The organism is Micromonospora sp. CA-248089, from assembly GCF_050948515.1.
GTDB lineage: Bacteria > Actinomycetota > Actinomycetes > Mycobacteriales > Micromonosporaceae > Micromonospora.
In genome coordinates, this window is the sequence record NZ_CP192016.1 from 4385884 (window position 1) to 4408417 (window position 22534).

20 protein-coding genes are annotated in these 22534 nt (G+C 73.3%); 9 read left to right on the plus strand and 11 right to left on the minus strand.

Annotation, left to right across the window (positions count from 1 at the left end; translation table 11 throughout):
- Nucleotides 1-29 precede the first annotated feature (29 nt).
- The 6 genes from ACQP26_RS20475 to ACQP26_RS20500 form a co-directional block, all read right to left on the minus strand.
- Nucleotides 30-1061, minus strand: a complete 1032-nt coding sequence (locus tag ACQP26_RS20475) for a ferrochelatase (RefSeq protein WP_433493737.1) — start codon at nucleotides 1059-1061, stop codon at nucleotides 30-32.
- A gap of 135 nt (nucleotides 1062-1196) precedes the next feature.
- Complete coding sequence (gene fabI / locus ACQP26_RS20480) at nucleotides 1197-1964, minus strand: enoyl-ACP reductase FabI (protein WP_135241111.1); 768 nt, start codon at nucleotides 1962-1964, stop codon at nucleotides 1197-1199.
- A gap of 23 nt (nucleotides 1965-1987) precedes the next feature.
- A complete protein-coding gene (fabG, locus tag ACQP26_RS20485) occupies nucleotides 1988-2692 on the minus strand; it encodes a beta-ketoacyl-ACP reductase (protein ID WP_013287372.1) in 705 nt (234 codons plus the stop codon).
- Between the two features lie 558 nt (nucleotides 2693-3250).
- Nucleotides 3251-4201, minus strand: coding sequence for a VWA domain-containing protein (locus ACQP26_RS20490; RefSeq protein ID WP_433493738.1), 951 nt, complete (start codon nucleotides 4199-4201; stop codon nucleotides 3251-3253).
- Nucleotides 4198-5145, minus strand: coding sequence for a DUF58 domain-containing protein (locus ACQP26_RS20495; RefSeq protein WP_269705125.1), 948 nt, complete (start codon nucleotides 5143-5145; stop codon nucleotides 4198-4200). The genes ACQP26_RS20490 and ACQP26_RS20495 overlap by 4 nt, the downstream gene beginning before the upstream one ends.
- A complete protein-coding gene (locus tag ACQP26_RS20500; protein WP_269705124.1) occupies nucleotides 5124-6230 on the minus strand; it encodes an AAA family ATPase in 1107 nt (368 codons plus the stop codon). Before ACQP26_RS20500 ends, ACQP26_RS20495 begins: the two co-directional genes overlap by 22 nt.
- 254 nt (nucleotides 6231-6484) lie before the next feature.
- Here ACQP26_RS20500 and ACQP26_RS20505 point away from each other — a divergent pair, with 254 nt between their 5' ends.
- From ACQP26_RS20505 to ACQP26_RS20515, 3 genes are all read left to right on the plus strand, one after another.
- A complete protein-coding gene (locus ACQP26_RS20505) occupies nucleotides 6485-6694 on the plus strand; it encodes a hypothetical protein (RefSeq protein WP_269705122.1) in 210 nt (69 codons plus the stop codon).
- 73 nt (nucleotides 6695-6767) lie between these two features.
- Nucleotides 6768-7295 carry a PH domain-containing protein gene (locus ACQP26_RS20510; protein WP_269705121.1) on the plus strand — a complete coding sequence of 176 codons (528 nt, stop codon included), beginning with the start codon at nucleotides 6768-6770 and terminating at the stop codon, nucleotides 7293-7295.
- 191 nt (nucleotides 7296-7486) lie between these two features.
- Nucleotides 7487-8848, plus strand: coding sequence for a PH domain-containing protein (locus ACQP26_RS20515; protein ID WP_433496172.1), 1362 nt, complete (start codon nucleotides 7487-7489; stop codon nucleotides 8846-8848).
- Between the two features lie 116 nt (nucleotides 8849-8964).
- Here the strand turns inward: ACQP26_RS20515 and ACQP26_RS20520 are convergent, their stop codons facing one another.
- Nucleotides 8965-10035 carry a phosphatase PAP2 family protein gene (locus ACQP26_RS20520; RefSeq protein ID WP_433493739.1) on the minus strand — a complete coding sequence of 357 codons (1071 nt, stop codon included), beginning with the start codon at nucleotides 10033-10035 and terminating at the stop codon, nucleotides 8965-8967.
- Nucleotides 10036-10150: 115 nt separating this feature from the next.
- On the opposite strand from ACQP26_RS20520, the gene ACQP26_RS20525 reads away from it, so the two are divergent.
- Both ACQP26_RS20525 and ACQP26_RS20530 read left to right on the plus strand, forming a co-directional pair.
- Complete coding sequence (locus tag ACQP26_RS20525) at nucleotides 10151-10555, plus strand: thioesterase family protein (RefSeq protein ID WP_433493740.1); 405 nt, start codon at nucleotides 10151-10153, stop codon at nucleotides 10553-10555.
- Complete coding sequence (locus ACQP26_RS20530) at nucleotides 10552-11379, plus strand: MBL fold metallo-hydrolase (RefSeq protein WP_433493741.1); 828 nt, start codon at nucleotides 10552-10554, stop codon at nucleotides 11377-11379. The genes ACQP26_RS20525 and ACQP26_RS20530 overlap by 4 nt, the downstream gene beginning before the upstream one ends.
- Before the next feature lie 13 nt (nucleotides 11380-11392).
- Here ACQP26_RS20530 and ACQP26_RS20535 read toward each other — a convergent pair whose 3' ends face one another.
- Nucleotides 11393-12307, minus strand: coding sequence for an aminoglycoside phosphotransferase family protein (locus ACQP26_RS20535; protein WP_433493742.1), 915 nt, complete (start codon nucleotides 12305-12307; stop codon nucleotides 11393-11395).
- Between the two features lie 7 nt (nucleotides 12308-12314).
- Nucleotides 12315-12824 (minus strand): MarR family winged helix-turn-helix transcriptional regulator, encoded by a 510-nt coding sequence (locus ACQP26_RS20540; protein WP_269705114.1) that lies wholly within the window; start codon nucleotides 12822-12824, stop codon nucleotides 12315-12317.
- Between the two features lie 83 nt (nucleotides 12825-12907).
- On the opposite strand from ACQP26_RS20540, the gene ACQP26_RS20545 reads away from it, so the two are divergent.
- Nucleotides 12908-14134, plus strand: a complete 1227-nt coding sequence (locus ACQP26_RS20545; protein WP_269705113.1) for a multidrug effflux MFS transporter — start codon at nucleotides 12908-12910, stop codon at nucleotides 14132-14134.
- 96 nt (nucleotides 14135-14230) lie between these two features.
- Here the strand turns inward: ACQP26_RS20545 and ACQP26_RS20550 are convergent, their stop codons facing one another.
- Nucleotides 14231-15163 carry a carbohydrate kinase family protein gene (locus ACQP26_RS20550; protein ID WP_281577281.1) on the minus strand — a complete coding sequence of 311 codons (933 nt, stop codon included), beginning with the start codon at nucleotides 15161-15163 and terminating at the stop codon, nucleotides 14231-14233.
- 335 nt (nucleotides 15164-15498) lie between these two features.
- On the opposite strand from ACQP26_RS20550, the gene ACQP26_RS20555 reads away from it, so the two are divergent.
- Nucleotides 15499-16650: a lytic polysaccharide monooxygenase auxiliary activity family 9 protein gene (locus tag ACQP26_RS20555; RefSeq protein ID WP_433493743.1), complete on the plus strand. Its 1152-nt coding sequence runs from the start codon at nucleotides 15499-15501 to the stop codon at nucleotides 16648-16650.
- A gap of 60 nt (nucleotides 16651-16710) precedes the next feature.
- Here ACQP26_RS20555 and asnB read toward each other — a convergent pair whose 3' ends face one another.
- On the minus strand, nucleotides 16711-18672 hold the full coding sequence (gene asnB, locus ACQP26_RS20560; RefSeq protein ID WP_433493744.1) for an asparagine synthase (glutamine-hydrolyzing): 1962 nt from the start codon (nucleotides 18670-18672) through the stop codon (nucleotides 16711-16713).
- A 112-nt stretch (nucleotides 18673-18784) separates the two neighbouring features.
- Here asnB and ACQP26_RS20565 point away from each other — a divergent pair, with 112 nt between their 5' ends.
- Nucleotides 18785-20260, plus strand: coding sequence for an aminopeptidase P family protein (locus tag ACQP26_RS20565; protein WP_433493745.1), 1476 nt, complete (start codon nucleotides 18785-18787; stop codon nucleotides 20258-20260).
- Nucleotides 20261-20525: 265 nt separating this feature from the next.
- A complete protein-coding gene (locus ACQP26_RS20570) occupies nucleotides 20526-22259 on the plus strand; it encodes a hypothetical protein (RefSeq protein WP_433493746.1) in 1734 nt (577 codons plus the stop codon).
- Nucleotides 22260-22534: the final 275 nt, after the last annotated feature.

Below are 22534 nucleotides of genomic sequence, written 5' to 3' on the forward strand. Positions count from 1 at the left end.
TCGTCCCCAGGGGTGTCGTCGGGTCGGGCTCAGGGCCGGCGGGCCGGGGGCACGCAGCACAGCGCCGGGCAGGTGTCCCAGGCCGGCAGTTCGCCGAGGCGGCGGCGCAGCCGCTCCCCGTCCGGGGCGGTGCGCTCCAGCACCAGCTCGCGGACCATCGCCACGAACCGCGGGTCGACCCCCGGGGTGCCGGCCCGGACGAAGTCCAGGCCGAGCTGCTTGGCCGTCTCCAGCGCCTCGGTGTCCAGGTCCCACACCACCTCGAGGTGGTCGGAGACGAAGCCGATCGGGCTGACCACCACGCTGGTCACGCCTTGCTCGGGCAGCGTGGCCAGGTGGTCGTTGACGTCCGGCTCCAGCCACGGCACCTGCGGCGGCCCGGACCGGCTCTGCCAGACCAGGTCGTACGCCAGGTCCGGCGCGGCCGCGGCGTGCACCAGCCGGGCGACCTCCTCGAGCTGCGCGGTGTAGCGGCCGCCGTGCGGCCCCGCGCTGACGGCCGCCGACATCGGTACGGAGTGCGCGGTGAAGACCAGCCGGGTGCTGTCCCGCTTCGCCGGGTCGAGCTGGGCCAGCGCGGCACGGACCGCGTCGGCGTGCGGCTCGATGAAGCCGGGGTGGTCCCAGAACTGGCGCAACTTCTCGATCAGCGGGGCGTCCGGGCCGACCGCGGCGCGAGCAGAGGCGATGTCCTCCTGGTACTGCCGGCAGGACGAGTAGCCGCCGTACGCGCTGGTGACGAACGCGAGCGCCCGGGTGATCCCGTCGTCGCGCATCCGGGCGACCGTGTCGGCGAGCATCGGGTCCCAGTTGCGGTTGCCCCAGTAGACCGGCAGGTCGACGCCGTTGGCGGCGAAGTCCTCGCGGATCGCCGCGAGCAGGTCACGGCACTGCTGGTTGATCGGCGACACCCCGCCGAAGTGCAGGTAGTGCTCGGCGACCTCGGCCAGCCGCTCCGGGGGCACCCCCCGCCCCCGGGTCACGTTCTGCAGGAACGGGAGAACGTCCTCGGGCCGCTCCGGGCCACCGAAGGAGACCAGCACCAACGCGTCGTACGCCATGGGGCCATTGTTCCTCGCCCGCCGTCACGGCGTGGCGACGCCCCCTGGTCGGCGCGGTGACCACCCGGGCCGCGACGTGTTAACAAGGGCCCCTTCCGCTGCACGAGGCGTTAAGAAGGGGCCCTTCCTTACATCTCAGGCGCCGATGGCGTGGTAGCCGCCGTCGACGTGGACGATCTCGCCGGTGGTGGCCGGGAACCAGTCGGACAGCAGCGCCAGGCAGGCCCGGGCGGCGGGCTCCTGGTCGGTCAGGCTCCAGCCCAGCGGGGCCCGCTCGGTCCAGGCGTCCTCGAACTGGTCGAAGCCGGGGATGGACTTGGCCGCGATGGTGCGCAGCGGGCCGGCCGCGACCAGGTTGCTGCGGATGCCCTGCTTGCCCAGGTGCAGCGCCAGGTAGCGGGAGGCCGACTCCAGCCCGGCCTTGGCCACGCCCATCCAGTCGTAGACCGGCCACGCCTTGGTGGCGTCGAACGTGAGGCCCACCACGGCGCCGCCGGCGGACATCAGCGGCAGCGCGGCCATGGCGAGGGACTTGTACGAGTAGGTGGAGACCTGGAGCGCGGTGGCCACGTCCGCCCAGGGGGCGTCGAGGAAGCCGCCGCCGAGGCAGCTCTGCGGGGCGAACCCGATCGAGTGCACCACGCCGTCCAGGCCGTCGACGTGCTCGCGCACCTTGTCGGCCAGCCCCGCGAGGTGTTCCTCGTTCGTGACGTCCAGCTCGATCACGGGCGCCGGCTCGGGCAGCCGCTTGGCGATCCGCTCCACCAGGGAGAGCCGGCCGTAGCCCGTGAGCACGACCTGGGCGCCGTTCTCCTGGGCGAGCTTCGCCACCGAGAAGGCGATCGACGCGTCGGTGATGACGCCGGTGACCAGCAGCCGCTTACCGGCGAGAAGTCCGGACATTGCGTGTCTCCTCCGTGCTCTGCTCAGTGGCCCATGCCGAGGCCGCCGTCGACCGGGATGACGGCGCCGGTGACGTATCCGGCCGCGTCCGAGGCGAGCCAGGTGACGACGCCCGCGACCTCGTCCGGGGTGGCCATCCGGCCGGCCGGGATCGACTTGCGGATCTCGGCCTTGCGCTCCTCGGGCAGGCCCGCGGTCATGTCGGTGTCGATGAAGCCGGGCGCCACCACGTTCGCGGTGATGTTGCGGGTGCCCAGCTCGCGGGTGATCGAGCGGGCCACGCCGACCAGGCCGGCCTTGCTGGCCGCGTAGTTGACCTGGCCCGCGCCGCCGGAGAGACCGACCACCGAGGAAATGAAGATCATCCGCCCCCAGCGGCCGCGGAGCATCTTCGTCGAGGCCCGCTTGGCGACCCGGAACGAGCCGGTCAGGTTGGTGTCGAGGACGCGGGCGAACTGCTCCTCGGACATCCGCATGATCAGCGTGTCGTCGGTGATGCCGGCGTTGGCGACGAGCACCTCCACCGGGCCGAGTTCGGCCTCGATCGCGGTGAACGCGGCGTCCACCGACTCGGCATCGGTCACGTCACACCGCACGCCGAACAGGCCGTCCGGAGCCTCGCCGCTGCGATAGGTGACGGCCACCCGGTCGCCCTGCTTGGCGAACGCCTGCGCGATGGCCAGGCCGATCCCCCGGTTCCCGCCGGTCACCAGCACGGTTCGGGCCACGGATCCCCCTCTGCTCCAGTGATCTCTCGGTCCGGTCGGAGCCTAGGGGTTACCGACAGGTAAGCGCTAACCCGCGCAGGTCAACAGCGCCGCTCCGACCGGGGTCCGCGGGACCGGCGACCGCGCGCGCGGCACCCACACCCCCGGTGTACGATGATCGCGTCTGCGGGCCGGTCTGCGCCCGCATCCGGGCCCCGCCGACCGCTGGAGGTGATCGCTGTGCGAGATAGCGATCCTCCCAGTCGTGGCCGGGCCCACCGTCAGCCCCGCTGAGCCACGGCTCGGTCGACGCGGCTGACCCGCTTCCCGCCTCCGCACCGCATCCGCTCTCCGGCGACCACGCCGGGGTGTGGCCTGCCGCGCGGCGGAGCACCCGGTCACGACTTCGTGCGCGTACGCCCCGCCCTCCCACGGCCCGCACCGGGCCGACCGTCGCCACGGAGCACACCCATGAGCCGTTACGTCGCCCCGCTGGGCTTCACCCTCGCCGCCGTCTGGGTGGCCGTCCTGTTCGTGCTGGCCGGCGGCGGTCACTGACCACCGCCGGCCGGTTCCGGCTCACACGAGCCGCGACGTCCAGAGCAGACTCAGCCCGCCCGCGCACAGCGCCAGCAGCAGCGCGATCCCCGCGTACCACTGGGTGATCTCGCGCGGCTCGGTGCGGTAGCCGATCGAGCTGCCCATGTCCTGGTAGACCTGCTTCAGCTCGCTGGCCGACGCGGCCTCGTAGAAGAAGCCCTGGGTGGTCTCCGCGAGCTGGGACAGCGCGGTACGGTCCACCGGCACCCGCTGGAGCTGCCCGCCGATGTCGACCTGGCCGGAGTCGGTGCCGAACGCGATGGTGGACACCGGCACGTTCGCCGCCTGCGCCGCCGCGGCGGCCTCCTCCACCGAGCGGCCCGAGGTCCGGTAGCCGTCGGACAGCAGCACGATCCGGGCCGGCGGGATGCCGGCGGCGCCGTCGGCCGGCACCGACCGGATCGCCTCCAGGCAGGTGAAGACCGCCTCGCCGGTGGCTGTCGCCTCGGCCAGCACCAGCCCGTCGATGGCGGTGGTGACGGCGGCCCGGTCCTTGGTCGGCGGCACCAGCACGTTCGCCGACTTGGCGAACGAGACGAGCCCCAGGTTGTAGCTCTCCGGCAACTCGCCGACGAACTGCTTGGCCGCCTCCTGCGCCGCCTCCAGACGGTTCGGCGACACGTCGTCGGCCTGCATCGACAACGACACGTCGATGGCGAGCATCACCGTGGCCCGCTCCAGCGGCTCCCGGGTGTCGATCGCCGGGCGGGCCAGCCCGGTCGCCAGCACCAGCAGGCAGAGCAGGAACGCGATCGCCGCCACGTGCCGCCGCCAGCCCAGTCCCTTGGGCGCGACGGTACGCAGCAGGTCGACGTTGGTGAACCGCAGCGCGTACTGCCGGCGGTGCAGTTGCCGCCAGACGTACGCGGCGGCGAGGGCGAGCACCGGCAGCACGGCGAGCAGCCACCACGGTTGCAGAAAACGGATCATCGAGTCGTCCCTCGGGTGCGGGCGTGCCGCTGCGCGGCAACGAAACGCACCATGTCCAGCAGCCAGTCTCGGTCGGTACGCAGGCGCAGGTGGGCCGCGCCCGCGGCGCGCAGCTCGGCGGCGATCGCCCCGCGCTGGGCGGCCGCCGCCTCGGCGTACCGGCGGCGCAGGCCCGGGTCGGCGGTCTGCACCTCGTGCAGTTCCCCGCTCTCCGGGTCGACCACCGGCAGCACCCCCACGTCGGGCAGTTCCAGTTCCCGCGGATCGACCACCTCGACGGCGAGCACGTCGTGGCGGACCCGCAGCTTACGCAGCGGCCGGCCCCACTGCTGCGGCGGCGCGAGGAAGTCGGAGATCACCACCGCCACGCCGCGCCGGCGGGGCGGCCGGTTGAGCATGTCGACGAGCGCGCCGAGGTCGCTGCGGCCGGGCCGGATCTCGGCGCCGGCGACCGCCCGCAGCAGCCCCTGGGCCTCCTTCCGGCCGGAGCGGGCGGGCAGCCGCAGCATCGTCCCGGGACCGCCGGTGCCGACGACGGCGCCGATCCGGTTGCCGCCCCGCACGGTGAGGTGGGCCAGCGCGGCGACGGCGGCGACCGCCACGTCCCGTTTGAGCCAGCGTCCGGTGCCGAAGTCCAGGCTGGCCGACATGTCGACGGCCAGCCAGGTCTCCAGTTCGCGGTCGGCCACCGTACGCCGGACGTGCGGCATGGTGGTGCGGGCGGTGACCGGCCAGTCCATCCGGCGCACGTCGTCGCCGGGCCGGTACTCCCGGGACTCCCCCGCCTCGCTGCCCGGTCCGGGCAGCAGCCCGGCGTAGTCGCCCTGGAGCAGCCCGTCGAGCTTGCGGGTGACCATGAGCTGCAGCCGGGCCAGCGCCGCCCCCGAGCGGTCGCCGGTGGCGCTCAGCGGGGTGGGCGGGGTCACGGCCGCTGCCCGGGCCATCCGTTGTGCGGCACGGCCGGTGGCGGCGGTGTGGCCTGCTGGCGGGGCGCGACGGCGGGCAGCGGGATGGTCGACATCACCCGGTGCACGATGTGGTCGGCCGGTACGTCGTCGGCGAGCGCGTCGTAGCTGAGCACCAGCCGGTGGCGCAGGATGTCCGGCGCGATGTCCTGCACGTCCTGCGGCAGCGCGTAGTCCCGGCCGCGCAGCAGCGCCAGCGCGCGGGTGGCCCGGACCAGGCCGAGCGAGGCGCGCGGGCTGGCGCCGTACTGGATGAGCTGGGCGACGTCGGGCATGCCGTGCTCGGCGGGCGCCCGGGTGGCGAGCACCAGCCGGACCGCGTAGTCGACGAGCGCGTTGTGTACGAACACCTGGTCGGCCTTGTGCTGGAGGGCGACCAGGTCCGGGGTGTCGAACACCCGGGCCGGCTCGGGCGGGGCCACGCCCATCCGGTAGACGATCTCGCGCTCCTCGGCGTCGGTCGGGTAGCCCACGACGATCTTCATGAGGAACCGGTCCCGCTGCGCCTCCGGCAGCGGGTAGACGCCCTCCTGCTCGATCGGGTTCTGGGTGGCCATCACCAGGAACGGGTCCGGCACCCGGTGGCTCTCGCCGCCGATGGAGACCTGCCGTTCGCTCATCACCTCCAGCAACGCCGACTGGACCTTGGCCGGCGCGCGGTTGATCTCGTCGGCGAGCAGGAAGTTGACGAAGACCGGGCCCAGTTCGACGTCGAACTTCTCGCTGGACTGCCGGTAGATGCGGGTGCCCATGATGTCGGCGGGCACCAGGTCGGGCGTGAACTGGACCCGGGCGAACGAACCGCCGACGACCCGGGCCAGGGTCTCCACGGCGAGCGTCTTGGCCACACCGGGTACGCCCTCCAGCAGGCAGTGACCGCGTGCCAGCAGCGCGACGAACATCCGCTCGACCATCCGGTCCTGGCCGACGATCACCCGCTTGGTCTCGAACAGCGCCCGCTCCAGCAGCGTGGCGTCCTGCGCCGGGGTGGTGCCCGCCGGGGGCGGCGCGTCCGGCGCCACCTCGGTCGGGTTCGGCAGGTCGGGTGTGGTCGGCTGGGCCACCGGTCCTCCACAGCAGGGTCGTCGTCGTGGCGTGGTGCGTATCAAGACTGTCATGCCTCGCTGAGAGCCGAGGGTGGGAGAGGCACGATTTTCGCCGCGACGTCCCCCCACGCCGTCCCGCGGCGCGAGAAACGCTGAACACGGGTGGACAACAAGGGGTCCGCAGTGTGTACGATTCACCCCGTCGCCGGGCGGCTCCCCCCGTGGCCGCCCGGCGCTAAAACTCCCGGCGTGCGGCCTCTAGACTCGCCCCGGTGACGACTCCCACCACCCCGGACGAGACGCTGATCTGCTCGGCGCGGGGGTGTCGCGCACCCGCCGCCTACCAGCTTCGCTGGCACAATCCCCGCCTGCACGCGCCGGACCGGCGCAAGACCTGGCTGGCCTGCCCGGAGCACCGCGGCTCCCTCGGTGAGTTCCTCGACGCACGCGGCTTCCTCCGCGAGGTGGTCCCGCTTCCCTGATCGCCTACGCTCGAAGCGTGAGCGAGCAGACGATCCGAGCCCGTACCGGCGCCGAGCACGGCAGGTCCTCCCGATGAGCGGTGACGGCCCCGCCGGCCTCCCGCCCGCCGCGCGCAGCGCTCTGGAGCCCTGGCCGGACACGGTCCGCTGGCAGCCCATCTCCCGCGACCTGATCTGGGTGGAGTTGATCCGGCTCGGCATCGGGCTGGCCGTGGCGCTCGTGGTGCTCGGCGTGGCCTGGGCGCTGTCCGGGCACTGGCTGCTCGGCGCCGCCGTCGGCGTGGCGCTGCTCATCGGCGTCTGGCGGTCGGTCACCATCGTGCGCGCGGTCCGCGCCTGGGGGTACGCCGAGCGCGACGACGATCTGCTCGTGCGCCACGGCCTGCTGGTGCGGCGGCTGTCCATCGTCCCGTACTCGCGAATGCAGTTCGTCGATGTGAGCGCCGGTCCGCTGGAGCGCGCGTTCGACCTCGCCACCGTGCAATTGCATACGGCAGCCGCCGCGAGCGACGCCCGGGTGCCCGGTCTGCGCCCGGCCGAGGCGTCCCGGCTGCGCGACCGGCTGACCGCGCTGGGCGAGGACCGGGCGGAGGGCCTGTGAGCGACCGGAGCGACCCCGGCGCCCCGCCGCCCCCCGACGACCGGCCCGAGCTGACGCCCGGCCCGCCCGGATACGGGCCACCGCCCGGGTACGCACCGCCACCCGGCTACGGGCCGCCCGGCTCGGCGGCAAGCGGGTACGGGCCGCCGTCCGGCCCGGATCCCGCCGCGCCCGGGCCGTGGCCCGCGCCGCTGCCGCCGTACCCGGGACCGTGGGGTCCGGCCGCCGGACCGTCCGGCGGCGAGGAGCCACGGCAGCGGCTGCACCCGCTCAGCCCGGCGCTGCACGGCGCGAAGTCGCTGGTCGTGGTGATCGCCGGGCTCTCCTGGTCGACGCTGTCGCGGGTCGGCTTCGGCTGGTTCGCGGCGCTGGTCACCGTCTTCGTGCTCGGCGCCACCGTGCTGTCGGTGGTGAGCTGGTGGAACACCGGTTACCACCTGGTGGGCCGCGAACTGCGCGTCTACGAGGGCCTGCTGTGGCGTCGTACCCGGGCCATCCCGCTGGAGCGGTTGCAGGCGGTCGAGGTGGTCCGGCCCCTGCTGGCCCAGCTCACCGGCCTGGCCGAGCTGCGGCTGGAGGTGGTCGGCGGGGGCAAGACCGAGGCGCCGCTGGCCTACCTCAGCGTGGCCGAGGCGACCGCGCTACGGCAACGGCTGCTCGCGGTGGCGGGGCGCTCCGCCCCGGCGCCGGTGCCGGCGGCCGAGCCCGGCGCGCCTGCCGCACCCGTGCCGGTCGGTCGCCGGCTGCACACCGTCCGCAACCAGGATCTGCTGGTCAGCCAGTTGCTCACGCCGCAGGCGTTCCTGCTGCCGGTGGGCCTGGTGTTCGTCGGCGCCCAGTTCTTCTCCGAGGGCTCGTGGTCGTTCATCGCGGTGGCGAGCACGCTCACCGCGATGGCCGGCGTGGTGCTGCAACCGATCCGCCGGGTGCTCGACGACTGGAGCTTCCGGCTCGACCGGGACGACGGCACGCTGCGGGTGCACAACGGGCTGCTGGAGACGCGGGTGCAGACCGTGCCGCTGCACCGGGTGCAGACCGTACGGGCGACCTGGCCGCTGCTCTGGCGGATGAAGGGGTGGCTGCGGCTGCGGCTGGAGGTGGCCGGCTACTCCGCGGGTGAGCTCGACGACCGCAACCGCCCGGACCGCCTCCTGCCGGTCGGCGACGCGGGCACCGGCGCGACTGTCGTCGCGGAGGTGCTGCCCGGCGTGCGGCTGGACGCGCTGCCCACGACGCCTCCCCCGGAACGGGCCCGCTGGCTGCGCCCGCTGAGCCGCAGGGTGGTCGGCGCGGGTCTCGACGAGCGCGTCTTCGTGGCCCGCTCCGGGCTGCTGACCCGCCAGTTGACGCTGGTGCCGTACGCCCGGATCCAGAGCGTGCGCGTCACCCGGGGTCCGGTGCAGCGGCTGTTGCGGCTGGCCACCGTGCACGCGGACACCGCCGGTGGGGCCGGGGCGGCGGCCGTACACCGGGACCTGGCCGACGCGTGGGAGCTGGCCGCGGAGCTGACCGCACGCTCGCACGCCGCCCGGCGCACCGACAGCGACCGCTGACCGCTGACCGCTGAGCCGGACCGACCACGACCGCCGACCGGCCCGCCGGGCCGACCGCGACCGCTGACCGGCCCGCCGGGCCGACCGCTGACCGGCCCGGCGGACCGGCGGGCGGTCTACCGGCGCTCGGCGGGCACCGCGTCCCGGTCGTCGGCGACGCGGTCCGGGGTGTCGGTGGCGGTGCCGGCCTCGGCGGGCGGTTCGCCGGCGGCGACGGCGGGCTCACCGGCACGCCGGGCCTGCCGCGCCGCCCACCAGCGATCGGCCAGGCCGACCACCAGGAACGTCAGGCCCACGTACGCCCAGCCCACCAGCACGTCGATCAGGTAGTGCTCGCCGCTGTACATCAGCGTGAACGTCATGGCCAGCGGATACGCGAGCATCAGCGGCCACCAGCGCTTGCGTACCGAGCGCATGAAGAACAACACCACGAACAGCGCGAACGCGGTGTGCAGCGACGGCATCGCGGCCACCGGGTTGGAGGCGATCTGCCCGGCGTTGAGCAGGTTGCCCGCGCCGTGCATGCCGATCTCCTTCCACCCCCGGGTGGAGATCCGCGCGACCTCGGTGAGCAGGCCGTTCTGCGCCGCCCACCACGGCGGCGCCGCCGGGTACGCGAAGTAGGTCACCAGCCCGGCCGCGCACAGGAAGCCCCAGCGGGACATGTACGCGATCCAGCGCCGCCGGTTGCGCATCCACAGCACGGCGGCGGCGGCGAACGTCGCCACGAAGTGCGAGAAGTAGACCCAGCTCACCAGCACGTCCCACCAGCGCACCTCGGACGCGTCGTACAGGCGCTCCTGGAGCCAGATCGTCGGCACCTCGCCGCCGGTGAGCCACCCGGTCAGGAAGCGGTCGGCGACGATCAGCTCCATCGCGTGCGGCGTGGCGCCGTTGTCGGCGAACCCCCGGGACAGGTTGTACGCGGCGAGCAGCAGCACCACCGGGATCCAGTCCCGGGCGAACCGCAGGTGGCTGCGCCACGGGCGGGCCGAGTTCCACGCGATCGTGCCGGCCCAGATCCACAGGAACGCGTACGCCGGGTCCGTGGGCAGGCCGATGGCGAGCCAGGCGGCGACGAACGCGACGCCCCAGATGGTCATCGCGATCACACGGCGGCGCCCGCCGTCGGGCGACTCGGTCGGCGCGTCGGGGGCGGGGGTCGGAGATTGTGTCAGCTCGGCCATCGCGGACAAGGTTAACGGCGTGCGACAGGCGGGCCTGCGGGCGGGCGGTGACGACCGGCCCGGCGGCGGCCCGGACGCCGGACGCCCGCCTGTCTCCTGCACTAGGCTCGGCCGCATGCAGGAGACGCCGGAGTCGCCCTTCGCGCCGGGCCTGACCGCCCGGGTCGAGCTGACAGTGACCGACGCCGACACCGCGCAGGCGGTCGGCTCCGGGGACGTGCCGGTGCTCGGCACACCCCGGGTGCTGGCACTGGCCGAGGCGGCGACGGTGGCCGCCACCGCGACCCGGATGCCGTCCGGGTCCACCACCGTCGGCGTACGGGTCGAGCTGGAGCACCGCGCGGCGACGCCGGTGGGTCGTACCGTGGCCGCCCACGCCGAGCTGGTGAAGGTCGACGGCAAGCGGCTGGTCTTCGACGTGACAGTCACCGACGGGGCCACCGTCGCGGCGCAGGGCCGGGTCGAGCGGGCGCTGGTCGACCGGCAGCGCTTCGTCGAGCGGGCCGTACGCCAGCCATGACCGCCGGGTTCACGGAGGTCGCCGCCGGGGTGCACGTGCTGCGCGAGCCGACGCTCGCGGTGAACGTGGTGCTGGTGGCCGGTGACGGCGCGGCGCTGCTCGTCGACACGCTCTCCACCGCCGGGCAGGCCCGGGAGCTGGCGGAGGCGGCGCGGGCGGTGACGCCGTACCCGTGGACGATCGTGAACACGCACCACCACTTCGACCACTGCTTCGGCAACGCCACGCTGGCCGGTCCGGACACCGCGATCTACGCGCAGGCCCAGGCCGCGGCGGCGCTGCGGGACCGGTCCGACGCCGTGCGGCGCGCCGCGTACGAGGAGATGCGCGCCGGGCACCCTGCGCTGGCCGAGGAACTGGCGCGTACCGAGTTGCGGGCACCGACGCACGAGGTGCACGAGGAGACGGTGCTCGACGTGGGCGGCCGGCGGGTGGTGCTGCGCCATCCCGGGCACGGGCACACCGACGCCGACCTGGTGGTGCACGTACCTGACGCGGACGTGCTCGTCGCCGGCGATCTGGTGGAGCAGAGCGGGCCGCCGGCGTTCGAGGAGTCGTACCCCCTGACGTGGCCGGACGCGCTGGCCGACCTGCTGCGACTGACCACGCCCACGACGGTGGTGGTGCCCGGCCACGGCGAGCCGGTCGGCGCGGACTTCGTCCGCGAGCAGCACGCGCAGCTCGCGCGGCAGGCGTGGCTGATCCGCGCCGGGCACACCGGCAGCGCCCCGCCGGAGCGGGTGGCGGCCGAGTCACCGTTCGGCGCGCGGCCGGGCCTGATCGCCGCCCGCCGCGGCTACGCGGAGCTGGACGGCACGGCCTGACCGGCCCCCGGGCTCAGTCGGCGTCGGCGTCGGCGTCGGCGAGGATCTCGCGGAGGCGGTTGCGGCACTCGGCGACGAACGCCGGGAACGTGTCCCAGTAGTAGGAGACGCCACTGGCCGCCACCCCGAGCGCCCAGGCGCGGGCCCGCGCCCAGGTCACGTCGTCGATGCCGAGCGCCTCCCGGTAGGCGTGCCGGGCCGCCGGCGGAAGGTCCCAGATCGGCGCGTGTTCCGCGTCCGGGTGCCCGACGGTCAGGCCGCCGAAGTCGATGACCGCCCGCAGCCGGCCGTCCTGTACCAACAGGTTGGTGGGCTTGAGGTCGCTGTGCAGCCAGACGTACGGCCCTGCGGGTTCGGGCAGGGCCAGGGCGTCCCGCCAGAGCCGGACCAGCGTGTCGACGTCCGTCTCGTCGCCGATCCGGTCGCGGCAGTCGTCGAGCGCCGGGGAGATCCAGGTGTCGCAGGGGTGGAGGCTGCCGCCGCGGTATCCGCTCAGCGGGCCCGCGCGGGTCGCGCCGAGCAGGTCTGCCGCGTGCAGGCGCCGGACGAACACGGCCAGGTCGGCGCCGAGGGCGGCCCAGTCCGCGACCGTGCCGGAACGGACCTCGTCGCCCGGTATCCACCGCTGCACCGACCACGGCAGCGGGAAGGCGTCGGCCGGGACGCCGGCGTACACCGGTTCCGGCACCCGGTACGGCAGCAGCGGCGCGAGCCGGGGCAGCCACTGCTGCTCCTTGCGCAGGGCGCCGGCCTTCTCCGCGGTGCGCGGCAGCCGGACGAGCAGGTCGGCGCCGAGGCGGTACATCGTGTTGTCGGTCCCGGCGCCGGCGGGCGTGAGCGGCAGGGCGGCCCACTCGGGGCGCTGGGCGGTCAGCAGCGCCCGGACGATCTCCTCGTCGACGGGTATCTCGTCCTGGTGCAGCGCCATCCGGTGATCATGCGGGGCGGGGCGGCACGGCGGCCACCGGGTTTCCGGCGGCCCGCCCCTGTGGTTCCGGCCGGGCGGGGCTCCGCAGCGCGTCCCGCAGCGCGTCGAGGTGCGGGGCGGCGGCCAGGATCGCCGCCCGTACCGGCGGGTCCAGCTCGGCGAGGGCGCCGGCGAGCAACGCCGCGCGGTGGGCCTCGTAGTGGGCCATCCGCTCCCGGGCGGCGTCGGTGACACGCAGCCGGACCACACGGCGGTCGTCGGGATCGCGGTCACGGGCCAGCAACCCGGCGTCGCTGAGGTCGCGGACCAGCGTGCTCACCGTGTTGGGCGCGGTGCAGAGACGCCGGGCCACCTCCTTGCCGCTGATCCCCGGGCTCTCCCGGACCAGCAGGAGCACCTCCACCTGCGCCTCGGGCAGCGGGTCCCGTCCCACCCGCGCCCCGGTCCGCCGGCGCAGGAGCCGGTGCAGCTCCCCCAGGGCCGCGCCGAACCGCGCGACCTGCTCGTTCGTCGCCACGGAGTCACCCGCCTCACATCGCAATAGTTCTGACTACAGATGTAAGGTACCCCGGACGCACCAGATCCAGGGGGTACCCACTCGTGAGCAGTGCCGCGCCGGCCACCGCGCGCCCGACCGCCCGCCGCACCACCGCCTCCACCGGCGGCGTGACGCTGCTGGTGCTGCTCGGTTCGCTCACCGCGATCGGCCCGCTGTCGCTGGACATGTACCTGCCGGCCTTCCCGGCCATGACCCGCGACCTCGGCGCCGACCAGGCCGGCATCCAGCTCTCGCTGACCACCTGCCTGATCGGTCTCGCCGTGGGGCAGTTGGTCACCGGCCCGCTGAGCGACCGCTGGGGGCGCCGCCGTCCGGTGCTGGTCGGCGTGGTCGCGTACACCGTGCTGGCGCTGGCGTGCGCCGTGGCGCCGAACGCCCCGCTGCTCGCCGCCGCGCGGTTCGCCCAGGGCGTCGCCGGCGGCATGGGCGTGGTGGTCGCCCGCGCGGTCGTCCGTGACCTCTACGCGGGCCGGGACGCCGCGAAGTACTTCTCCCGGCTCACCCTGGTCTTCGGTGTCGCGCCGGTGGCGGCGCCCGGCGTGGGCAGCCTGGTGCTGCGATTCGGCTCGTGGCGGGCCGTCTTCGTGACGCTCGCCGTCATCGGGGCGGTGCTCGCCGTCGCCGTCGCGCTGCGTCTGCCGGAGACGCTGCCCGCCGAGCGCCGCAACACCGGTGGCCTGGGGGCCACCGTCCGGACCATGCGGTCGCTGCTAGCCGACCGGGTCTACCTCGGGTACGCGCTGACGCAGGGCTTCGCGTTCGCCGGGCTGTTCGCGTACATCTCGGGGTCGTCGTTCGTGTTCCAGGACGTCTTCGGCGTGTCCGCGGCGGTGTTCAGCGTCATCTTCGGCGTCAACGCGCTCGCCCTGGTGACCGTCGGTCAGGCGAACGCCCGGCTGCTCGACCGGTTCACCCCGCGCCGGCTGCTGGTCACCACGCTCGTGGCCGGCCTGGTCACCGCGCTCGGCGTGCTGAGCGGGGCGCTGGCCGGCAGCCTGGCCCTGACGGCGGTGGCGCTGTTCGCCTTCGTCGGCTCGCTCGGCATGGTGATGCCCAACAGCACCGCGCTGGCGCTGGACGCGCACGCCCGGCACGCGGGCACCGCCGCCGCGCTGATGGGCGGTCTCCAGTCGGTGGTGGGCGCGCTGGCCGCGCCGCTGGTCGGGCTCGGCGGCGAGGGCAGCGCGCTGCCGATGGCGGTGGTCCTGGCCGGCGCCGCCGCCCTGTCCCTGACCGCCGTCCTGACACTGGCCCGCCCGCGCGCCTGACGTCGGCCGCCGCGCGCCTGAGCTGGCCGCCGCGTGGGGGGCGGGTGTCAAGAAGGGGCCCCTCCTCTACCTCAGGCGTTGAGAAGGGGCCCTTCCTTACCCCGCGAAGCGGGTTGCTACCTCGGTGCGGGTGGGCATCGCGGTGGCGCCGCCGGGCGACTCGCACACGACTGCCGCCACCCGGAGCGCGAACGCGACCCGCTCCCGCCAGCCCGCCGGGTCGGCCGGCTCACCGGCGGCCAGCAGGTCGGCCACCAGCGCGCCCATCACCGAGTCACCCGCGCCGGTGGCGTCCACCGCGTCCACCTTCGGCGCGGGGACGCGCACCACGTCGTCGGCGGCCGCGACCAGGGCGCCGTCCGCGCCCAGCGTCACCACGACCGTGCTCGCGCCCAGTTCCCGCAGGTACGCGGCGACGCCCTCGACCGGCTCGTCCGGGTAGAGCAGCCGCGCGTCGGCACTGCTGAGCTTGACCAGGTGCGCGGCGGCGGCGAACTCGGCGACCACCGCCCGCAGCCCGTCCAGCGCGCCCGGCGCGGTGAGCAGGCGGGGCCGCACGTTGGGGTCGAACACCCGCAGCGCGCCCGCGATCGACCAGGCACGCCGCGCGGCGGCGAGCACCGGCGGGTCGAGCAGCACGATCGAGCCGCAGTAGAGCACGTCCGCACCTTCGACCAGCGCCACGTCCAGGTCGTCCGGGCCGAGCAGCGCGTACGAGCGGGGTTCGCCGTAGAAGCGGAAGTCGGGCTCCGCACCGGCGAACGTGGCCACGGCGAGCGCGGTCGGGGCCGGCACCGTCACCGTCCCGCTCACGTCCACTCCCGCGCGGGTGAGGAAGGCGCGGATCCGTCCGGCCAGCGCGTCGTCGCCGAGCGACCCGACGAACCGTGCGTCCCCGCCGAGCCGGGCGATCGCCACCGCCACGTTGAGCGGGCCGCCGCCGATCGCCTGCCGGTAGACGGGTTCCCCGTCGTGCTCGGCGTCGAGCAGGTCCACCAGTGCCTCGCCGAGCACCACCGCGTACCCCATCCTGGCTCCCCTCGTCGTCCTCCCCCGATCCTGGCGCATGCCGGGTGCCCGGCGCGCCGGGACCCTGGCATCGAGCAGCACCTATTGCGGGCCGCGGCCGGACGTGGTGGGATGGCGGTGCCGGGTGACGACGCGGGGGCTGCCGCGTCACCGGCCGCCGGGTCGATCCGACGCGAGGGCATCCACGGTCCGTTGGGCAACGGACCGCAGACGGTGCGCGCCCGTCGACGGCCCCGGCCGCACGCTGACCGGGCGCGGGCACCGCGATCGTCGCATCCGCTCGTCGCAGCGGAGCAGGCCGAACCGGGCCACGCTCCGCGAGTCAGGAGATCCCCGTGCACCGAACCCGATCCCGTACGGCCGCGTTGCTCACCGCGGCCGCCACCCTGACCCTGGGCGCGTTCGCCCTGGTCACCAACTCTGGACCGGCGGCCGCGCACGGCGCGGCCATGACGCCGGGCGCCCGCACCTACCTGTGCTGGAAGGACGGCCTCACCGGAACCGGTGAGATCCGGCCGAACAACCCCGCCTGCTCGTCGGCGGTGGCCGAGAGCGGGGCGAATTCGCTGTACAACTGGTTCAGCGTGCTGCGCTCCGACGCCGGCGGGCGCACCGTCGGGTTCATCCCCGACGGCAAGCTGTGCAGCGGCGGCAACCCCGGCTTCAGCGGGTACGACGCGGCGCGCAACGACTGGCCGCTCACGCACCTGACGGCTGGACGGTCGATCGAGTTCCGGTACAGCAACTGGGCCCACCACCCGGGCACGTTCTACTTCTACGTGACCAAGGACAGCTGGAGCCCGAACCGGCCGCTGGCCTGGAGCGACCTGGAGGAGCAGCCGTTCCTGCAGGTGACCAACCCGCCGCAGCGCGGCGCGGTGGGCACCAACGACGGGCACTACTACTTCAGCGGCAACCTGCCGTCGAACAAGAGCGGCCGGCACATCATCTACTCGCGCTGGGTCCGCTCGGACAGCCAGGAGAACTTCTTCGGCTGCTCGGACGTGACGTTCGACGGCGGCAACGGCGAGGTGACCGGGATCGGCTCGGGCGGCAGCAACCCCCCGACGACCGCGCCGCCGACCACCGCGCCGCCCACCACCGCGCCGCCCACCACCGCGCCGCCGACGACCGCACCGCCGACCTCGCCTCCGCCGGTGACGACCAGCCCGACCATGCCGGCCGGCTCCTGCATGGCGGTGTACAAGGTGGTCACCGCCTGGGGTGGCGGCTTCCAGGGCGAAGTGACGATCATGAACCACAGCACCCGGACGTACTCCGGGTGGACCGCGAACTGGACCTGGCCCAGCGGCCAGACCATCAACCAGGTGTGGAACGGCACGTTGAGCGGCAGCGGGGCGTCGGTGAGCGTCTCCAACGCCGCCTACAACGGCAGCGTCCCGCCGGAGGGCACCACCACGTTCGGCTTCACGGCGAACTTCTCCGGCACCAACTCCCTGCCGACTGTCACCTGCACCGGTCGCTGATCACGCACGGAGAAGGGCCCCCGGGGAACATCCCGGGGGCCCTTCCTCGTCACGCTCGGGTCAGCGCACCATGCTGCCGACGACCGGCTTGGTGAGCAGCGCGGACTGGTTGCGCTGGATGCCCGGGTCGAGCGTCTTGGCCACGAAGATGGCGTGCCAGATGCAGAAGATCAGCACGGTCCACACCTTGCGGGAGTGGTCGGCCTCCTCCCGCTTGTGCTCCTCCAGCAGGCGCATCGCGTACGACAGGTCGATCAGGTCGCCGGCGCCCGAGGTGGACAGCACGTGCCGCGCCCACTCGTACATCTCGCCGCGCAGCCAGACCCGGGTCGGGGTCGGGAAGCCCAGCTTCTTGCGGTTGACGATGGCCGGCGGCACGACGCCCTGCAGCGCCTGGCGCATCGCGTACTTGGTGGCCTCGGAGCGCGGCGGCAGCTTCAGGTCGACCGGGATGCCGGCGGCGACGTTGAACACCTCCCGGTCCAGGAACGGCACCCGCACCTCCAGCGAGTGCGCCATCGAGATCCGGTCGGCCTTGACCAGGATGTCGCCGCGCAGCCAGGTGTAGAGGTCGACGTACTGCATCTTGGTGACGTCGTCCAGCTCGGTGCACTCGGCGTAGATCGGCGCGGTCACGTCGGTGTAGCGCACCGAGGGGTCGTAGCGGCGCAGCAGGTGCTGCTTCTCCTCCTCGGTGAACATCCGCGCGTTGCCGTAGTAGCGCTCCTCGATCGGGGTGGTGCCGCGCTCCAGGAAGCTCTTGCCCTTGACCCCCTGCGGGATGGCCTTGGACACCGCGCGCAGGCCCTTCTGCACGCCGTCGGGCAGGCTGTTAACCGCGTTGAGCGACAGCGGCTCCCGGTAGATCGTGTAGCCACCGAAGAACTCGTCCGCGCCCTCGCCGGAGAGCACCACGGTGACGTGCTCGGCGGCCTTCTTCGCCACGAAGTACAGGGGCACCAGCGCCGGGTCGGCGACCGGGTCGTCCAGGTGCCAGACGATCTTCGGCAGCGCGTCGATCATGTCCTGCGGCCCGATCTTGGTCGGGATGGTGGTCACGTCGAGGTGCCGGGCCGAGTCCTGGGCCACGTCGATCTCGGAGTAGCCGGGCACGTCGTAGCCGACGGTGAAGGTGAGGATGTTCGGGTTGAACTCGCGGGCCAGCGCCACCACCGCGGTGGAGTCGATGCCGCTGGACAGGAACGAGCCGACCGGCACGTCCGAGCGCATGTGCATCCGGACGCTCTCGCGCAGCGTCTCCCGGATGTCGTGGTAGAACCGCTGCTCGTCGGAGACCGGGGCCGGGCGGAACACCGGCCGGTACCAGCGGCGCACCTCGATCCGGCCGCCCGGGGTCCAGGTCAGGTACTCCCCCGAGCCGATCCGGCTGATCCCCTTGTGCAGCGTGCCCGGCTCGGGAACGTACTGCAGCGTCAGGTAGTGGCTCAGGTTGGCGGTGTCGATGCCCGCGTCGCCCTGGTACGCCGAGTGCGCGAACGGCAGCAGCGCCTTCTTCTCCGAGGCGAGGTAGAGGCCGTCCTGCGTCTCGAGGTAGTGCAGCGGCTTGATGCCGAAGTAGTCCCGCGCGCCGAAGGCCCGCCGCTCCTGCCGGTCCCAGATCACGAACGCGAACATGCCGCGCAGCTTGGTGAGCACCTGCTCACCCCAGTAGTGGTAGCCGGCGACGATCACCTCGCCGTCGCCGTTGGTGGCGAACTGGGCGCCGTAGTCGCGGATCAGCTCCTCACGCAGCTCGATGTAGTTGTAGATCTCGCCGTTGAAGGTGAGCAGGTAGCGCCCGCCCGCGTAGGGCAGGGGCTCGTGGCTCAGCGCCACGTCGATGATCGCCAGGCGCTTGTGCGCGAACACGCCGTCCGCGTACCGGCCGGAGGCGTCGCCGACCACCTCGACCCCGGTCTCGTCCGGGCCACGGTGGTGCAGGCACTCCAGTGCGCCGGCGATGTGGTCGCGGTGGGCGGCGGCGTCGCCGCGCGCGCTGAAGAAGGCCAGGAGTCCGCACATGGCCGCCATCTTTCCACGCGCCGGAAGCCGTCGTCGCGGCACCGCAGGCACCTCCCGCTGACGTGCGCGCGGTACCGTCGGGACCAGCGACGGGGCTCAGGGAGGGCGAATGATGGCTGAGGAGCGAAACCGGCAGGGCAAGGCGGCGGACGGCACCGAGTCGCACGACCCGGACTTCCCGGAGGCGTTCCTGTCGTTCATGCGGCAGGGCTGGCGGGACACCGAACTGCCGGTCACCCCGCGCCCGGAGGTGCCCAACCACGCCAAGCGGCGGGCCGCGCTGGCCGAGGCCTTCCCGGGCGAGACGCTGGTCATCCCCACGGGCAACGAGAAGGTACGCGCCAACGACACCGACCACCGGTTCCGGCCGGGCAGCGACTTCGCGTACCTGACCGGCGACCTGGAGCCGGACAGCGTCCTCGTGCTGCGGCCGGGTGGCGAGTCCACGCTGTTCATGCGGCCCCGCTCGTCCCGGGCGACGGACGAGTTCTTCCGCAGCCGCCACGGTGAGCTGTGGGTGGGCCGCCGGCCGACGCTGCGGGAGAAGTCCACCGAGCTGGGCCTGCCGACGGCCGATCTGAGCGAGCTGGACGCGGCGCTGGCCGAGCTGGCGCCGGGGCGTACCCGGGTGCTTCGCGGTTTCGACGCCCGGGTGGACGCGGCGGTGCGTCCCTACGACGGCGCGCGTGCCGAGGGGCAGCCCGGCCGCGACCGGGAGCTGGCGATCACGATCGCCGAGCTGAAGCTGGTCAAGGACGAGTGGGAGATCGCGCAGCTCCAGGAGGCGTGCGACGCCACGGTGCGCGGCTTCGAGGACGTGGCGCGGGCGCTGCCGGCCGACCGCGGGGTCTCCGAGCGGCTGCTGGAGGGCGTCTTCGCGCTGCGCGCGCGCCACGACGGCAACGATGTCGGGTACGGCTCGATCGTCGGGGCCGGCGAGCACGCCACGATCCTGCACTGGGTGCACAACCACGGCGCCACCCGCCCGGGTGACCTGCTGCTGATGGACATGGGCGTGGAGAACCGCAACCTCTACACCGCCGACGTGACCCGGGTGCTGCCGGTCGACGGCCGGTTCACGCCGTTGCAGCGTCAGGTCTACGACGCGGTGTACGCCGCGCAGCAGGCCGGCATCGAGATGTGCCGGCCCGGCGTGGCGTTCCGGGACGTGCACCTGGCCTCGATGCGGGTGCTGGCCGAGGCGCTGAAGGATCTCGGGCTGCTGCCGGTGAGCGTGGACGAGGCGATGGACCCGGCCTCCACGGTCTACCGCCGGTGGACGCTGCACGGCACCAGCCACATGCTCGGCATCGACGTGCACGACTGCGCCAACGCGCGCAAGGAGACCTACCGCGAGGGGCCGCTCGGCGAGGGGTACGTGCTCACCGTCGAGCCGGGGCTCTACTTCCAGCCGGAGGACGAGCTGGTCCCGGAGGAGCTGCGGGGCATCGGCGTGCGGATCGAGGACGACATCCTGGTGACCGCCGACGGCCCGGTGAACCTGTCGGCCGGGCTGCCGCGCGCCTCCGCCGAGGTGGAGACCTGGCTGGCCGAGCAACGCGAGGCGGGACCCCGCCTGCCCGGCTGATCCCTGCGGCCGCTTTCTCCGGCGGGCCCCACCTCCGCGCCTCGACGGCGGGTGGTGGGGCCCGTCGCTGTCTGGGCCGTTCCGGTCCCCCTGACGTGGTTGGTCACCGCCCGCCGTTCGTGGGAGGAATGCGGGCTTTTTTCGGATACGTCTTCCTCGCGAGGAACCTTCTCATACGGTGCTGATCAGAGGCTACAACCGGTTTGTAGCTGGTCGCCCGGCCTGGGGCGGTGCGACCCGTTTGGGAAGAACCGAAAGGGCTCTCATGTCGAACGACGTAACGACACCCGACGGCGGCGCTCCGATGGCGCCCCCGCCGCGGACGAGCAGGCGGCGGGCGCTCTGGGTCGCCACCGGCGTGGCCGGGCTGACCGGCGTCGTCGGGCTGGCGGCGCTCGGCGGTCTCGCCGCCCGCGACGACAATCCCGGCACCGAACCGGTGGCGGACAACCACGCCGCCGCGCTGCAGAGCGCCGGCGACGACTCCCGCGGCGAGCGCGGGAAGGGCGGCGAGAAGGCCGAGGACGGGTACGGCAAGGACCGTGGTGAGGAAGGCCGTGACCGCAGCGAGTGGGGCAAGGACGGCAAGGACGACCACGGCAAGACCCGCGACGTCGCCTGCGACGACGACGCCCTGGTCGACGCCCTCGAACTGGCCAACCGCGACCACGGCGGCACCCTGAAGCTCGCCGAGAACTGCACCTACGAACTCGGCGTCAAGGACCGCAAGTTCGGCTCCGCCCTGCCCGAGATCAAGCAGGACGTCACCATCAAGGGCAACGGCTCCACCATCAAGCGCGACGCCGAAGACACCTTCCGCATCTTCCGCGTCGTCGACGGCGGCGACCTCACCCTCAAGGACCTCACCGTCTCCGGCGGCAACGCCAACGAGTTCAAGTACCCCGGGCCGTCCGTGCCGGAGGCCGCCGACCTGGCCGAGCTGGATGCCAAGCGGGTCGAGGGTGACGGCGGCGCGCTCCTGGTCGAGCGTGGCGGCAGCGCCCACCTGGACAACGTCAAGCTCGTCGACAACAACGCCGAGGGCGACGGCGGCGCCGTGGCCAACTACGGCCGCACCTGGCTCAAGGAGAGCAAGGTCGTCGGCAACCACGCCCAGGGCGACGGCGGCGGCATCTTCAACGAGGGCATCCTCAAGGTCGAGGAGACCCACGTCGACGACAACACCGCAGGCGGCAACGGCGGCGGCATCGCCAACGGCAGCGGTGAGCACCACGACGGGCCGGTCGACCTGGCCTCGGCCGCGAAGGCCGACAAGGGTGAGCACGGCAAGCACCACGCGGGCACCGTCGAGATCATCGGGGCGTACGAGGGCAAGGACGCCTCGCTGAGCACGCTGAGCCACAACCGGGCGGGTCGCAACGGTGGTGGTCTGTTCAGCAGCGGCGGCTGGGTCACCGTCTCGTTCACCGCGATCGGTGGCAACGTCGCCTGCGAGAACGGTGGCGGCGTCTACGCCGAGAACACCGACCTGCTGCTGGAGAAGGTCCACGTGGCGGGCAACCACGCCGACGGCGACGGCGGCGGCGTGGTGACGACCGGCGGGCGGGACTGGGCCGGGAACGGCGCCGAGAAGGACGGCCTCGAGGGGAGCGCCACGATCGCCGACAGCGCCGTCGTGGACAACACGGCCGGCCGCTTCGGTGGTGGCATCTTCAACGGTGAGTGGCTCATCAAGATCGAGGACGGCTTCCTCACCCGCGAGCACGACAAGGACGACAACGCCACCCTCACCATCCGCGACACCGACATCAAGGGCAACACCGCCCTCAACGGCGGCGGCATCTTCAACAACAAGGCGAAGATCACCCTGACCAAGACCCACGTCACCAAGAACACCGCCACCGACTCCAGCAAGCTCCACCGGGTCGCCGGCGGCGTCCTCAACAACGAAGGACGCGTCAAGCTCGACGACAAGTCCCTCATCAGCAACAACGACCCGACCAACTGCGCCAACACCGTCGAGGACTGCTTCAACTGAACCGCACCACCACATAACCGGGGAGCCCTTCTCGCCGTCGTGCGAGGAGGGCTCCCACCCCAGAGCGGCCCGGCCGACCGCCGTGTCCCCCGCCGGGGCGTCCGGACCGCACTGCGTCCGCCCATCCCACCCGCACCCTTATGCGGGTTTTTTTCGTGTATGGCCGCGAGGCGAAGAAGGTTCTCATACGGTCATCTTCAGCAGCTACAACCGATTTGTAGCGAAGGCCGCCTCGCCGAGGCGAAGCGACCTTGTCAGGTACAAGGAGAGGGCAG